This window comes from Ruegeria sp. AB10 (assembly GCF_056542745.1).
In genome coordinates this window covers 1-12,268 of sequence record NZ_JBQGAI010000013.1, presented here as the reverse complement: position 1 = coordinate 12,268, position 12,268 = coordinate 1, and the positions used below count along the sequence as shown (strand labels likewise).

13 protein-coding genes are annotated in these 12,268 nt (G+C 61.5%); 5 read left to right on the top strand and 8 right to left on the bottom strand.

Annotated features, from left to right (window positions below; genetic code table 11):
• From modB to ACR0NT_RS17635, 3 genes are all read left to right on the top strand, one after another.
• Complete coding sequence (gene modB / locus ACR0NT_RS17645; protein WP_170673371.1) at nt 1-693, top strand: molybdate ABC transporter permease subunit; 693 nt, start codon at nt 1-3, stop codon at nt 691-693.
• Nucleotides 690-1,787, top strand: a complete 1,098-nt coding sequence (modC, locus tag ACR0NT_RS17640) for a molybdenum ABC transporter ATP-binding protein (RefSeq protein ID WP_170673369.1) — start codon at nt 690-692, stop codon at nt 1,785-1,787. The genes modB and modC overlap by 4 nt, the downstream gene beginning before the upstream one ends.
• A gap of 95 nt (nt 1,788-1,882) precedes the next feature.
• Nucleotides 1,883-2,290, top strand: coding sequence for a hypothetical protein (locus ACR0NT_RS17635; protein ID WP_170673365.1), 408 nt, complete (start codon nt 1,883-1,885; stop codon nt 2,288-2,290).
• 7 nt (nt 2,291-2,297) lie between these two features.
• Here the strand turns inward: ACR0NT_RS17635 and hemF are convergent, their stop codons facing one another.
• Genes hemF through clpS form a run of 4 tightly spaced genes read right to left on the bottom strand, consistent with a single transcriptional unit; the run spans nt 2,298 to nt 5,345 of the window.
• Nucleotides 2,298-3,182: an oxygen-dependent coproporphyrinogen oxidase gene (gene hemF / locus ACR0NT_RS17630; RefSeq protein ID WP_170673363.1), complete on the bottom strand. Its 885-nt coding sequence runs from the start codon at nt 3,180-3,182 to the stop codon at nt 2,298-2,300.
• 5 nt (nt 3,183-3,187) lie between these two features.
• Entirely contained in the window at nt 3,188-3,988 is an 801-nt protein-coding gene (locus ACR0NT_RS17625) for an SDR family oxidoreductase (RefSeq protein ID WP_170673360.1), read from the bottom strand.
• Nucleotides 3,989-4,025: 37 nt separating this feature from the next.
• Nucleotides 4,026-4,991: a methyltransferase gene (locus ACR0NT_RS17620; RefSeq protein WP_170673357.1), complete on the bottom strand. Its 966-nt coding sequence runs from the start codon at nt 4,989-4,991 to the stop codon at nt 4,026-4,028.
• A 27-nt stretch (nt 4,992-5,018) separates the two neighbouring features.
• The gene (gene clpS, locus ACR0NT_RS17615; RefSeq protein WP_421597090.1) at nt 5,019-5,345 is read right to left on the bottom strand and encodes an ATP-dependent Clp protease adapter ClpS; all 327 of its coding nucleotides are present in this window, start codon (nt 5,343-5,345) and stop codon (nt 5,019-5,021) included.
• 114 nt (nt 5,346-5,459) lie between these two features.
• Here clpS and ACR0NT_RS17610 point away from each other — a divergent pair, with 114 nt between their 5' ends.
• The gene (locus ACR0NT_RS17610; protein WP_170445848.1) at nt 5,460-6,161 is read left to right on the top strand and encodes an HAD family hydrolase; all 702 of its coding nucleotides are present in this window, start codon (nt 5,460-5,462) and stop codon (nt 6,159-6,161) included.
• Nucleotides 6,162-6,441: 280 nt separating this feature from the next.
• A complete protein-coding gene (locus ACR0NT_RS17605) occupies nt 6,442-7,824 on the top strand; it encodes a D-alanyl-D-alanine carboxypeptidase family protein (protein WP_170445845.1) in 1,383 nt (460 codons plus the stop codon).
• Between the two features lie 71 nt (nt 7,825-7,895).
• Here the strand turns inward: ACR0NT_RS17605 and ACR0NT_RS17600 are convergent, their stop codons facing one another.
• The 4 genes from ACR0NT_RS17600 to ACR0NT_RS17585 all read right to left on the bottom strand — a co-directional run bounded on the left by ACR0NT_RS17600 (nt 7,896) and on the right by ACR0NT_RS17585 (nt 11,816).
• On the bottom strand, nt 7,896-9,143 hold the full coding sequence (locus ACR0NT_RS17600; RefSeq protein WP_170673354.1) for a hypothetical protein: 1,248 nt from the start codon (nt 9,141-9,143) through the stop codon (nt 7,896-7,898).
• A 151-nt stretch (nt 9,144-9,294) separates the two neighbouring features.
• A complete protein-coding gene (locus ACR0NT_RS17595; protein WP_170673352.1) occupies nt 9,295-10,056 on the bottom strand; it encodes a 5-oxoprolinase subunit PxpA in 762 nt (253 codons plus the stop codon).
• Between the two features lie 12 nt (nt 10,057-10,068).
• Entirely contained in the window at nt 10,069-11,067 is a 999-nt protein-coding gene (locus ACR0NT_RS17590; RefSeq protein ID WP_170673348.1) for a 5-oxoprolinase subunit C family protein, read from the bottom strand.
• The gene (locus tag ACR0NT_RS17585; protein ID WP_170673345.1) at nt 11,064-11,816 is read right to left on the bottom strand and encodes a 5-oxoprolinase subunit B family protein; all 753 of its coding nucleotides are present in this window, start codon (nt 11,814-11,816) and stop codon (nt 11,064-11,066) included. The genes ACR0NT_RS17590 and ACR0NT_RS17585 overlap by 4 nt, the downstream gene beginning before the upstream one ends.
• Nucleotides 11,817-12,268: the final 452 nt, after the last annotated feature.

Genomic DNA, 12,268 nt, shown 5'->3' with positions numbered 1-12,268 from the left:
ATGGGATGGTTGGGACCGGCAGAGCTTGAGGCGCTCAGACTGTCGTTGCGCGTGTCCTTCTGGGCGACGCTGGTAACCTTGCCGTTTGGCATTTTCGTGGCCTACGCGCTGGCCCGCTGGCGCTTTCCGGGCCGACAGCTGTTGAACGGGCTGGTGCATCTGCCGCTGATCCTGCCGCCGGTGGTGACCGGGTATCTGCTGCTGCTGACCTTTGGTATCCAAGGCCCGCTGGGCAAGGTACTGGCCGAGTTCGGCATCGTCGTGGCCTTTCGCTGGACCGGCGCGGCGCTGGCGGCGGGGATCATGGCCTTTCCGCTGATGGTACGCGCCATCCGCCTGTCGATCGAGGCGGTAGACCCCAAGCTGGAGCAGGCCGGGGCAACACTGGGCGCGTCGCGCCCCTTTGTCTTTGCCACTGTCACTCTGCCGATGATCCTGCCCGGTGTGATCGCCGGTGCCATCCTTGCCTTTGCCAAAGGGATGGGAGAGTTCGGGGCCACGATCACCTTCGTCTCGAACATCCCCGGCCAGACCCAGACCCTGCCCTCGGCGGTCTATGCTTTCCTGCAGGTGCCGGGAGGCGAAAGCGCGGCGACTCGGCTGGTGGTAGTCTCGATCATTATCGCGATGGGGGCGCTGTTGCTGTCGGAATATGTTGGCCGCCGCGCCGCAGCCAGGGTGTCCGGGTCATGAGCCTGTCCGTCCGCCTGCAGCACGATCTGCCCGACCTCACGCTGGACCTCAGCTTTGACGCGCCCTCGGGGGTGACGGTTCTGTTCGGGCGGTCCGGGTCGGGCAAGACCACCGTGGTCAACGCCGTGGCCGGGTTGCTGCGTCCCCAGGCCGGGCGTGTGGCCGTCGACGGGTGGGAGCTGTTCGACATCGAGCAGAACCACTGGCTGCCACCGCATCGCAGGCGCTTGGGTTATATCTTTCAGGAAGGCCGCCTGTTCCCGCATCTGACCGTGCGGCAGAACCTGTCCTATGGCCGCTGGTTCGCGCCGAAACGCGCGCGGCGCGAGGAGCCGGACAAGGTGATCGAGATGCTGGGTATCGGTCATCTTCTGGAGCGCCGCCCTGCGGGCCTGTCGGGCGGGGAAAAGCAGCGTGTCGCCATTGGCCGCGCCCTGCTGGCCAGCCCGCGCCTCATTCTGGCCGATGAACCCTTGGCTGCGCTGGACGACGCGCGCAAGGCTGAGATCCTGCCCTATTTCGAACGGCTGCGGGATGAGGTCTCGGTGCCAATTCTTTACGTCACCCATTCCGCGGCCGAGGTCGCGCGGCTGGCGACCTCGGTGGTCGCGCTTCAGGACGGCAAGGCGGTGCGGCACGGCCCGGCATCCGAGGTGATGGCCGATCCGTCGATCGCCCCGGCCGGGGTTCGCGCCGTGGGGGCGGTGCTGAATGTGCGGGTCCGGGATCATCACGCCGATGGGCTGACCGAACTGGATGCCGGCGGCGCGCGCCTGTTCCTGCCACGCATCCCGCATCAGGTGGGGGAAGAGCTGCGCATCCGCATTCCTGCGCAAGAGGTCATCCTGTCCAACAAACGGCCCGAGGGGCTTTCGGCCCTGAACATGCTGGAAGGCGCGGTCGATACGATCCGTGCGGGCGAGGGGCCGGGGGCGATCGTCTCGGTCCGTACCCCGGCTGGACCGGTGTTGGCCCGCGTCACCCGCCGCTCGGTCGAAGCGCTGGGACTGGAGCCGGGCAAGCCCTGTTATGCGGTGATCAAGACGGTTGCCCTGGCACCGCAGGACGTCGGCGGTCGGCTGAGCACCCGCTGAGCCCAAAACAAGGGGACAGAGTGCTCCGACTTTACTCATCCCCTGCGTCGGCTATCATCTTAGGCGAAAAGCGATTGCGTTTGAGGATAATAACCATGCGGTTTTTCAAGCTATTTGGCGCAGCGGCGTTGGTTCTGTTGCCGGGCATAGCCCAGGCTGTTGGGTTCGGTCTGCAGGTCAGGCCCCAGTTTCGAACGGAAATCACGCCGGTGCAGAACGGCGTTTATGCGGTGAAAGCCATCGGGTCGTCAGCGCCGGTCAACTATTGGTGCGGGATCGGGGATTTCGCCATTCGGACCTTGGGAGTCCCCAACTCTCAGCGCATCTATATCTTCAAAGCCTACGAACCAGGTGTGCGGACGGTGCAGTTTTCCCTGACACCACCTCCGGGTGCCGACACCAAGCCGGGATATTCCGTAACGGTCAAACGGGTCGGAGCGAACATGTCAGCGGTTCAGGCTCAGAACTACTGCTACGACAACTTCATGGATTTCGATTTCTGAGCGCGCGTCAGACCCACTTTGCCATTGGCGGCAGGCTCATCAGCACCGCATCCGGATCGTGGCCGGTTTCCAGCCCGAACTTGGTGCCTCGGTCGTAAACCAGATTGTATTCGGCATACAGGCCGCGATGCACCAGTTGGGTGTTCTTGTCGCTGTCGTCAAAAGCCTGAACGCGGCGATTTGTGACCAAGGGCAGGAATGCGGGCAGGAAGGCCCGGCCGATATCCTGCGTCAGCGCGAAATCTGCGGCCCAGTCGCCGGTACAGTAATCATCCATGAAAATGCCGCCGACCCCGCGGGCGCGTTTGCGGTGCGGGATAAAGAAATACTCGTCGGCCCACTTCTTTAGGCGCGGATAATGCCCCGGCCCGTGCGGGTCCAGATGCGCCTTTTGCGTGGCGTGGAAATGGGCGGTGTCGTCATCATACTCGATACAGGGGTTCAGGTCCGATCCACCGCCGAACCACCACGCGTGCGGGGTCCAGAACATGCGGGTGTTCATATGCACCGCCGGAACATGCGGGTTCTGCATATGCGCAACCAGCGAGATGCCCGAGGCCCAAAAGCGCGGATCATCAGCCATGCCCGGAATACCCTTGCGCGCGGCCATCGCTTGCTGCGCACGGGCGCCTAGCGTGCCGTAAACGGTCGAGATATTGACGCCGACCTTTTCGAACACCCGTCCGCCGCGCATCACCGACATAAGCCCACCGCCCGCGTCCGAGCCGTCTTCGGATTGGCGCGTGGTTTCCTTGACTTCGAACCGACCAGCAGGGGCATCCGAAAACGGTCCGGTGTCGTGGCTGCCTTCCAGCGCTTCGAACGCGGTGACGATTTCATCACGCAGTTGGCGGAACCAGGCAGAGGCGGTGGTTTTTTCGGTATCGAACATGGGGATCAGTGGGCCGGGGCTGCGACGGGGTCCAGCAGGGTGCGGCCGCCGTCAATGGTCAGGATTTGTCCGGTGATGAACCCGGCAGCGTCCGAGGCCAGATACTGCGCCGTCTCGGTCAGTTCGGTGGGTGCCGCGATCCGGGCCAGTGGGGTGTGCTTTTCGATATCGTCGCGGAAGTCGCGGTTCTCTTTCAGAGTGGATTGCAGCGAGGCGCTCATCACTGACCCCAGCGCGATCGAGTTTACCCGGATACGGTTGGGGGCCAGCGCCACTGCCAGCGAGCGGGTCATCTGATCCAGCGCGGCGGTTGATACGGAATAGGCCATCAGATCAGGGTGCGTGCGCCGGGCGGCAATCGAGGACAGGTTGATGATTGACCCGGCCGAGTTTTCGTTTTCGTCACCGGCCTGCTTGATCATCCGTTTGGCGACCAGTTGGCTCAGCCGCAGGGCGGGCATCAGGTTCTGGTTCAGCAGGGTGCGCACCGAGTCATCCTCGGTATCCAGCGGATCAGAGGGGATCACCTGCCGCGCGCCGTTGATCAGGATGTCCACCTGATCGAACGCGTCGATGGTGGCCGACAGCAGATTGGCGATGGTCAGCTTTTCGCGCAGGTCACCGGCGAAGAACCGGATATTGCTGTCATCGGCCTGCTCGCCCAGTTCTTCGGTCAGCCGTTTTTCGTCCATATCGGCAAACATCACATTGGCGCCTGCGTCGGCAAAGTGGCGCCCGATGGCCAGCCCGACACCGTTGGCCCCGCCTGTCACGATTGCGGTTTTGCCAGCTATGGAAAAGGACATGCGTATTCTCCTGAGTTGCGGCGCAGGTTAGCCGGGATCACCGCCGAGGGCGAGAGGCATGAAAGACCTTGAACCGATTGTCGCCGGTCACTTCCTCAACATGGGCAAAAGCGTCAGTCAGAGCGGCCTCGTAGGGCAAATGACGGTTCGCTACCATCCACAGAGAACCGCTGCGGGTCAGGTTCCTGGCAGCCGACCGGATGAAGCCTTGCCCCAGCTCCGGTTCGGCGCTGCGGCCGGTGTGGAAGGGCGGGTTCATTACCACCGTGTCGACGGGCTCAGACGCACGCCACGTCACCGCATCGGCCCAGTGAAACTGAGCGCGCGGGTCGGCCACATTGGTGCGGGCACAGGCCAGGGCGGTGTGGTCGGCCTCGACCAGATGCAGGGATTTCAGGCCCGCAGCCTGCAGCAGCCCGGCCGACAGGAACCCCCAACCAGCGCCAAGGTCTGCGACCCGGGCACCCAGCTTGCCGGGCAACGCCGCCAGCAACAGCGCCGAAGCCGGATCGATGCCATCCGCCGAGAACACCCCCGGCGCAGTCCGATAGCCGTCGGCTGTCTGGTGCTCAGGTGCGGCCCAATCCGCAAAGGCCTGCGGATCCGACTGGAACCAGAAGATCTTGCCATGCGCCTTCGAGATCGGCCCCTCGACCGAAACGCGCTTGCGGATGTCTTTCAGCAGGCTGTCGACGCCATCGGTCTTGGCCCCGTCCACCACAACAACTCCGCTGGCGCGGGCGCAGGCCTGATGCACCATTGAACGGGCCAGCGCCTTGGCGCGCGGCAGGATCACGATGGCGTCCTGGCAGGGCGTGTTCGCCTCTGCCACGACCGCGAACCCCTGATTGGCGAAGTGATCGTGAAACGGTTTGAACGGCTGCACCACCTGCGTTTCGCGCGGCAAGGCCGACAGGTCATTGGCTGTGGTCGGCCCAAGCACCGTCAGGGGTTGCGTCAGCAGAAGGCCGCTTTGCAGGGCAAGATCAAGACGAGGGGACATGAGCGATATCGAAAGAGCAGCGCGGGCTTACTCTTCCCGCTCCATGGTGCATTGCAGGGGATGCTGATGCCGGCGGGCAAAATCCATGACCTGCCCCACTTTGGTTTCGGCGATCTCGTGGCTGAACACGCCCACGACCGCGACGCCTTTCTTGTGGACGGTCAGCATGATCTCGAACGCCTGTGCGTGGGTCATGCTGAAGAACCGCTCCAGCACATGCACGACGAATTCCATCGGGGTGTAGTCGTCATTCAGCAGCAGAACCTTGTACAGCGGTGGGCGCTTGGTCTTGGGGCGCGTCTGCACCAGGACGGACGAATCCGCATCATCGTCGTCCTCCGGTTTGTCAGACATGATCCATTGGTGTTCAAGCATCGCGTTCTACTGTCCGATTCAGGCTTCGGTTTATCTGTGCGCTTATATAACGTCGTACCGGCCAGAGAAAAGAGCCAGCAGGACGTATTCGACATGGGTCAAAACCTTACCACAATCGGCTTTGATGCGGATGATACTTTGTGGCACAACGAGCGTTTTTTTCAGCTCACGCAGTCTCATTTCACCGATTTGTTGGCTGACCATGCCGAGCGCGACCACCTGCTGGAGCGCCTGCTGGCGGCCGAAAAGCGCAACATTCGTCACTATGGGTACGGAATCAAAGGCTTTACCTTGTCAATGATCGAAACCGCGATCGAGGTGACCGAGGACCGGGTTCCGGCCTCGATCATCCGCCAATTGGTCGAAGCCGGGCAAGAAATGCTGGCCCATCCGATCGAGCTGCTGCCCCATGCGCGCGAGGCGATCGAGGGCGTGACGGCGACTCATCAGGTGGTGCTGATCACCAAGGGCGATCTGATCGATCAGGAACGCAAACTTGCGCAGTCCGGGTTGGGTGAGCTGTTCGACGGGGTCGAGATCGTATCCGAGAAGACGCCGCAGACATACCGGCAGATTTTCGACCAGTATGAGGGCGGACCTGCCTCGGCGATGATGGTCGGCAATTCGATGCGGTCCGATGTGGTGGCCCCGATTCAGGCCGGGTGCTGGGGCGTGTATGTGCCGCATGGGCTGGTCTGGGAGGTCGAATACGCCGAAACGCCGTCGGAAAACCCACGATACCGTGAGTTGCAGGACTTGGGTCAGCTCACGGGCCTTGTTCAGCAGCTTGGCTGATGTTGCCGAATGGTCTCAGTTTCGAAAATTCGGTACGGTGCGGCGGCATTTTCTGGTCATATTCATGGATGTGGTGGGGCAGGGCGCGTGTTCGGCCATATGTTGTATGCCATCCGAAGCGTAACCAAATAGCGATTTGACGAGCTTTTGGTTTATTTCATTGGGTCGCTGTGCTAGCCTCTAAAGCAATAAAATAATTACAAGCTGACCGGGAAAACCCGGCGGCCCGAGGTAGACAGAGGCAAAGATCGTGCAGGTTCGGCGGACAGTTCCGGCCCGAATGGGCTTATTCCTTATAGCATTCTTGTGGCTGCTCTCCTTTGCGCCGTTGCAAGGGGTGGCCGCGCCCTATGCGGCAATGGTGATTGATGCACGGACCGGAGAGGTGCTGCACTCGCGCAATGCCGACACACGGCTGCATCCGGCTTCGCTGACCAAGATGATGACGCTCTACATCGCGTTCGAGGCGGTGCGGAACGGTGAGATTGACTTGGATACGCAGGTTCGTATCACCAAGAAAGCCGCGTCCGAGCCGCCCTCGAAACTGGGTTTGCGCACGGGCCAGAGGATTGCCTTTCGCTATCTGATCCGCGCGGCTGCGGTGAAATCGGCCAATGATGCCGCCACCGCCATTGGTATCGCCATCAGCGGGTCCGAGGCCGCCTTTGCCCGCCGCATGACCCGCACCGCCAAGGCGATGGGCATGAGCCGCACCACGTTCAAGAACGCACACGGTCTGACAGAATCGGGGCACATGTCCACCGCACGGGACATGACCACGCTGGGCCGTCACCTGCTGTATGATTACCCGCAGTACTACAACCTGTTCTCGCGGCAATCGACCAATGCCGGGATCAAGACGGTTCCGAACACGAACCGTCGCCTGCTGGCCGCCTATAAAGGCGCGGATGGGATCAAAACCGGTTACACCCGCGCTGCGGGCTTCAACCTTGTGGCCTCGGCCAAGCGCAAGGATGAACGGATCATCGCCACAGTGTTTGGCGGCAAATCCGGTGCATCGCGCAACGCCAAAGTGGCCGAACTGCTGGACATGGGCTTCCGCCGTGCACCATCGCGGGCACCGATCCGCAAACCGGCCCGTCCGGCCTATGCCGGGAATGTTGGGCTGGGTGCGACGGTTGCGGCCGTGACCGGCGCGCCGAAAACCAGCCTGCGGCCGGTGCTGCGCCCCGGACCGGGCGCCGCCGTACAGGTGGCTGGCACCGTTGCCGCCACCGCCGCCGAGAACGGCGCGCGCATTCAGGACGGGATCGCGGTGGCCATCGCGGCTGCGGATATCCAGACTGCAACCGACGACACAACGCGGCCAGCCGCACGTCCGGAAAATCTGGTTCTGGCATCGACCGATCCGAACGTGCAGCCCGAGCCCGAACAGGAAATTGTTACCCGCCTGTCCACATCCGGCGGGCATTTGTGGGGCGTCAATGTGGGCCGCTATACCACCCGATACGAGGCCGAGAAGGTTTTGCTGAAAACCGCCCTGTCGGAAATGACCACTCTGGAAGGAACCCTGCGCAAGGTGAACCAAAGCTCGCGCGGGTTCGAGGCGACGTTTCAGGGCATGACCCGCGAACAGGCTGATCTGGCCTGTCGCAGGCTTCAGGCCCGCAATGTCACATGTTTCATGATCGGACCGTCATAAGATCCGACATATTCTCTCCTGAATGGGTCTGGGCTGCGAGGAAGCTCGCAGCCTTTTTTTGTCGGAGCGCCTCAGTCGAACACATGCCCGTGCTGGTACTGTTCATCTTGCCCCGCGGCGGCGGTCAGGGCGGCCACGTTGTCCTTGGTGAAGAAGCCGTCATAGTGGTGGCAGCGTTCGATATACTCGGTGATCAGTAACGTGTTCTTTGAGTGTTTCGAGAATATCTGTTTCAGGTTCGGGTCGTCTTTGCATTCACCCACCACATGCGCCAGGAATGGCACGCCCTTGTCCTTGAGCGTATTGACCACGAAGTCGACGTTCTTTTCGCCTGCGTTGTGATCGCCATCCTGAATCTCGACGGCCATGTGATGCAGGCGGCGGCCGAAATTGCGGACAAAATCCTCGGTCGGCATCGGCAACTGCTCAAAGGAATTGACGAAAGAGGGCGTGTTGTTTGCGGTGAAGACCTTGGCGGGTGACTTCTTGTCATCATCCACATTGGCGTTCCGGTTCACATTGGTCGACGAGTTCATGTCGAAGATGTTGTACGCCCCCCAGAAATAATAAGGCACCATGGTCAGGAACTCTAGGATCGCATCCTCACGCTCACCGGCCAGAATGCGGGTGGCTAGGTGATCGATGCCCAGCATCAGGGGTGAGATCTTGCTGTCCGACCCAAAAGCGGCGGCCCGATCCAGCTGCGCCTGTTCCGCATCGCTCAGAAGCACACGGTCGCCCAGCCCAAGGCTGTCGGTGTCGTTGAAATCGAGTGTGGAGTACCCAACCCGGTTGCAAGTGAAATCGGAAGGGGTGGTAAAGCAGAACCCATCCTGCGTGTAGAACGGATTCTCGGTATCGCCTTTGTACTCAAAGCGGATGTTCTGGGCTTCGAGTGTCTTGGTCAGGGTCTTCAGATCGGTCGCCCCGTAGATTTCTCCGACATAGCGGGTCTGCGGCGTGTTGCGCGCCAGCGGGTACATGCGGTTGATGCGCGGGATGAAATCCTCAAAGCCGGGGTTCAGCGGGGCCATCACGATCATGGCCGGGTAGTCGGAATGTGAATGCAGAACCGAGAACTTGTGGGTCTGGCCCATATAGGTTGCTGTGTGACGATACGGGGTCATCACATAAAGCTCGATCAGCGTATCGAACAGCGCCGTGGTTTCCACCTGCATGACGATCGCCCGCATCGGCCCAACCTGATCGGCCACGCCCGAACTGGTGCGCCGTTCGTAGATCATTGGCAGGTACTCGTTGAAGAAGTCCGAGTTCTTCTTGTCCCCGCGGGGTTGGTAAGACATCAAATCGAAAGACATTAAGACACCTCCTTGCGCATACCCGGCGGCAGTCGGGCGTGGCCTTGCCTGGATTTCCAATAATCAGAACATGCACTTGCAGGCATGCTAGGGGCAGAAAACCAAGCGGGCAACAGTAAGAAGATGAGGTGCCGGTCTTACATCCGCATGGCTATCGGGTGAATTTCGCCACCTCAACGCCGCCGGCGATCAGGTTCTTACGCACCGACCGGGCGATTTCGACTGCCGTAGGGCCATCGCCGTGCAGACAGATCGTGTCGATCGAGGTCTCCAACCGTTTGCCGGATTCGGTAATGATCGCGCCCTCGCGGACCATGTTCAGGATGCGGGGCCCGGCCAGTTCAGGGTCGTGGATGACCGCGCCGGGCAGGCTGCGATCCACCAAGGTACCGTCATCATTATAGGCGCGGTCAGCAAATATCTCCCCGACCCATTTGCAGCCCAGCTCGCGTGCGGCCTCTTCCTGTTTGGTGACGGCCAGAACCATGACGATGATATCCGGGTCCACATCCAGCGCGCCCTGATAGCAGGCCCGTGCCATGCCGATATCGGCCGAGCACATGTTTGCCAGCGCTCCGTGCAGTTTCAGGTGCCGGACTTCGGTGCCGACCGCCTTGGCCATCCCAATCGCTGCGCCCAGTTGATAGCGCACCAGATTGCGCAGGCTGTCATGCGGCACTTTCATATTGCGCCGACCAAACCCTTGCAGGTCGGGAAAACCGGGATGCGCGCCGATGCCCACCCCGTTTTCGGCCGCCAGTGTCATCGTCTGCGCCATCACGTCCGGGTCGCCTGCGTGAAAACCGCAGGCGATGTTGGCCGAGGTGATGATCTTCAGCAGGCTCTCATCATCACCCATCGTCCAGGGGCCAAAGCTCTCCCCCATATCGGCATTCAGATCGACGCTGGGCATCGGCAACACTCCTTACTCGGTGGCAGAGATCATTCCGCCGATCAATTGGTAGGACAATAGGTCCGGGATGTCATGCGGGTCACGCACCAGAGGTGCGACCCGCGCCCGCAGCCGAGACAGATCGGCCAGATAGGCCGCGTGCAGGGCGACGGCCTCGTCCATGGTCACGAATCTGAACCGTATCTGACCGCCCGCCGGGGTCTGCGCCGCGCGGGGCAGGTCACAGGGCAGGACGGTGGCGATGCGGGGGTAGCCTCCGGTGGTCTGGCATTCGGGCAGAAGGATAAAGGGATTGCCGGTGCCGGTCATCTGGATATCGCCGGGGGTGATAACCTCGGACAGGATGTTCAACTGACCTTTGGCAGCAAAGCCTTCACCATCGCTGTCCAACTGCATTCCCATTCGGTTCGCCCGCGCCCCGCGCCGGAACACGGTTCGGGTAAACCGATCCAGCGTGTCCTGATCGAACAGGGGGGTCTGAAAGCTGGCAACCACGCGCAGGGTGCCTCCGGCGAACCGTTCATCGGGTTGCAGCTTCATGCCGACACTGCCCGAGTGTGGGTTGGTCGGCAGCATGTCACCCGCCTGCACCGCGCACCCGACCTTCGCGGTCAGGTGGGTCGAGCGTGACCCCAGAAAAAGTGGTGCATCGATCCCGCCATTGACATGCAGATAACCATAGGTTCCCTGCATCACCGCACCGATGGTCAGCCTCTGTCCGGCCTCCAGAGTATGAGACGCGTTCCAGACAATCGGGTTGCCATCAATGTTCGCCTGCATCGGCGCACCGGTAAGGGCGATGCTGACCGGCTGAGTGGCCTCAAACGCGCCGCCCATGCCTGCCATTTCCAATGCGGCGCAATCCGGGCCTTGCCCCAACAGTGCCGCACCTTCATGCAGGGCCAGCTGATCCGCCGCGCCGGACCGCGACAGGCCCTGATCCAGATACCCCGTGCGCCCCTGATCCTGAACCGTGCAGGCGGGTCCGATCTGATGCACCAGTAGGCTCATGTCGGAATCTCCGTACAGGTCGCCCCGCCAGTGCCGTCCTCAGCCGTGCGGATGGCTTCCAACTCGTCCCGGCTGATCGGGAGGAATTGCATTTCATCCCCGGGACGCAGGGCAAAGCTCTGTTCCGCTTCGGGACGGAAACACCGAAACGCGGTCTGACCCACATGCCGCCACCCGGTGGGTGTCGGCCCCGAAAACAGCACGAATTGCGAGATCGCCAGAACCAGCGCCCCCTCGGGTACCATCGGAGTCAGTTCCTTGAGGCGCGGAATGTTGAACTCAGGCCCCAATGGGCCGAGATAGGGCTGGCCGGGCGCAAAGCCGATGGTCAGGACGCGCACGCGCGTGTTGCTCAGGCGTTTGATGGCTTCGGTGGGTGATAACCCCGCTGCGACGGCGGCCTCATCCAATTGCGGGGCAATCGCGCCGCCATAGACGGTCGGCACTTGCCACAGACGTCGCCCGGCGGGCAGGGGGGCCTGATACCAATCATGCTCCTGCAGCATCTGTTCCAGGTTCGCTTGGATCTCCGCGTGCGGCAATCGAAGTGGATCAAATCGGACATAGGCCGAAGCAAGAGAGGCCGAAGTCTCAACCACGCCATCCCGGTTCTGAGAGTCGACAGCATTACGAAACGCAAGAGCGGCGCGATTGGAGGGTTCCGCCATCGTCTCACCAAACGAAATCAGCAGACCGTCCAGTCCAACGGTTCGTATACGCGGGAAAGGGGCAGCCTGCCTGGGTGTCATATCATAGTGCGTTTGGTCATTTCTTTGCGGCGAGGTGATCTTATCCCGGGCCGATGCGCAAGCCCCGGGTGCGGGTCCGGATCGCTTTCTCGCTCTAAAAAACGACTCGAGTCGGGAAAAACAGTCGAAAAATGAATCGGTTTTGGGCGACCGAGTCGGGTTGGCCTTGTGGGTGGGGCGGGGGGACTCACTATATATGGGGTCAGTGTGGGCGCGACCGGGGCGTGGTCTTGTGGTGGATCACCGGATTTGGGGTGTGCCGTCAGAGACTTCCCTGTTTGAGTGGGTGTCAAGATTTTGAAAGAAAAAGAAAAATAATAAAATCGCAAAAAATTCGCGCAGGATGTGATTTTCTGCTTGCGGCTAGTGCTGGTTATACTTAGAACCCCCTTCACCGGCGCTGCTGAGGCGGTGCTGACGCATCGGAGAGACGATGGAGACGGGCCGGAGAG

What these genes read in the sequence shown, in the direction of transcription:
- ACR0NT_RS17595 (WP_170673352.1), bottom strand. Translation starts at nt 10,056, where the DNA reads ATGCCCAGCGTCGATCTGAATGCCGATATGGGGGAGAGCTTTGGCCCC.
- ACR0NT_RS17625 (WP_170673360.1), bottom strand. Translation starts at nt 3,988, where the DNA reads ATGTCCTTTTCCATAGCTGGCAAAACCGCAATCGTGACAGGCGGGGCC.
- ACR0NT_RS17600 (WP_170673354.1), bottom strand. Translation starts at nt 9,143, where the DNA reads ATGTCTTTCGATTTGATGTCTTACCAACCCCGCGGGGACAAGAAGAAC.
- ACR0NT_RS17590 (WP_170673348.1), bottom strand. Translation starts at nt 11,067, where the DNA reads ATGAGCCTACTGGTGCATCAGATCGGACCCGCCTGCACGGTTCAGGAT.
- clpS (WP_421597090.1), bottom strand. Translation starts at nt 5,345, where the DNA reads ATGTCTGACAAACCGGAGGACGACGATGATGCGGATTCGTCCGTCCTG.
- ACR0NT_RS17620 (WP_170673357.1), bottom strand. Translation starts at nt 4,991, where the DNA reads ATGTCCCCTCGTCTTGATCTTGCCCTGCAAAGCGGCCTTCTGCTGACG.
- ACR0NT_RS17605 (WP_170445845.1), top strand. Translation starts at nt 6,442, where the DNA reads ATGGGCTTATTCCTTATAGCATTCTTGTGGCTGCTCTCCTTTGCGCCG.
- ACR0NT_RS17585 (WP_170673345.1), bottom strand. Translation starts at nt 11,816, where the DNA reads ATGACACCCAGGCAGGCTGCCCCTTTCCCGCGTATACGAACCGTTGGA.
- ACR0NT_RS17610 (WP_170445848.1), top strand. Translation starts at nt 5,460, where the DNA reads ATGGGTCAAAACCTTACCACAATCGGCTTTGATGCGGATGATACTTTG.
- ACR0NT_RS17635 (WP_170673365.1), top strand. Translation starts at nt 1,883, where the DNA reads ATGCGGTTTTTCAAGCTATTTGGCGCAGCGGCGTTGGTTCTGTTGCCG.
- modB (WP_170673371.1), top strand. Translation starts at nt 1, where the DNA reads ATGGGATGGTTGGGACCGGCAGAGCTTGAGGCGCTCAGACTGTCGTTG.
- modC (WP_170673369.1), top strand. Translation starts at nt 690, where the DNA reads ATGAGCCTGTCCGTCCGCCTGCAGCACGATCTGCCCGACCTCACGCTG.
- hemF (WP_170673363.1), bottom strand. Translation starts at nt 3,182, where the DNA reads ATGTTCGATACCGAAAAAACCACCGCCTCTGCCTGGTTCCGCCAACTG.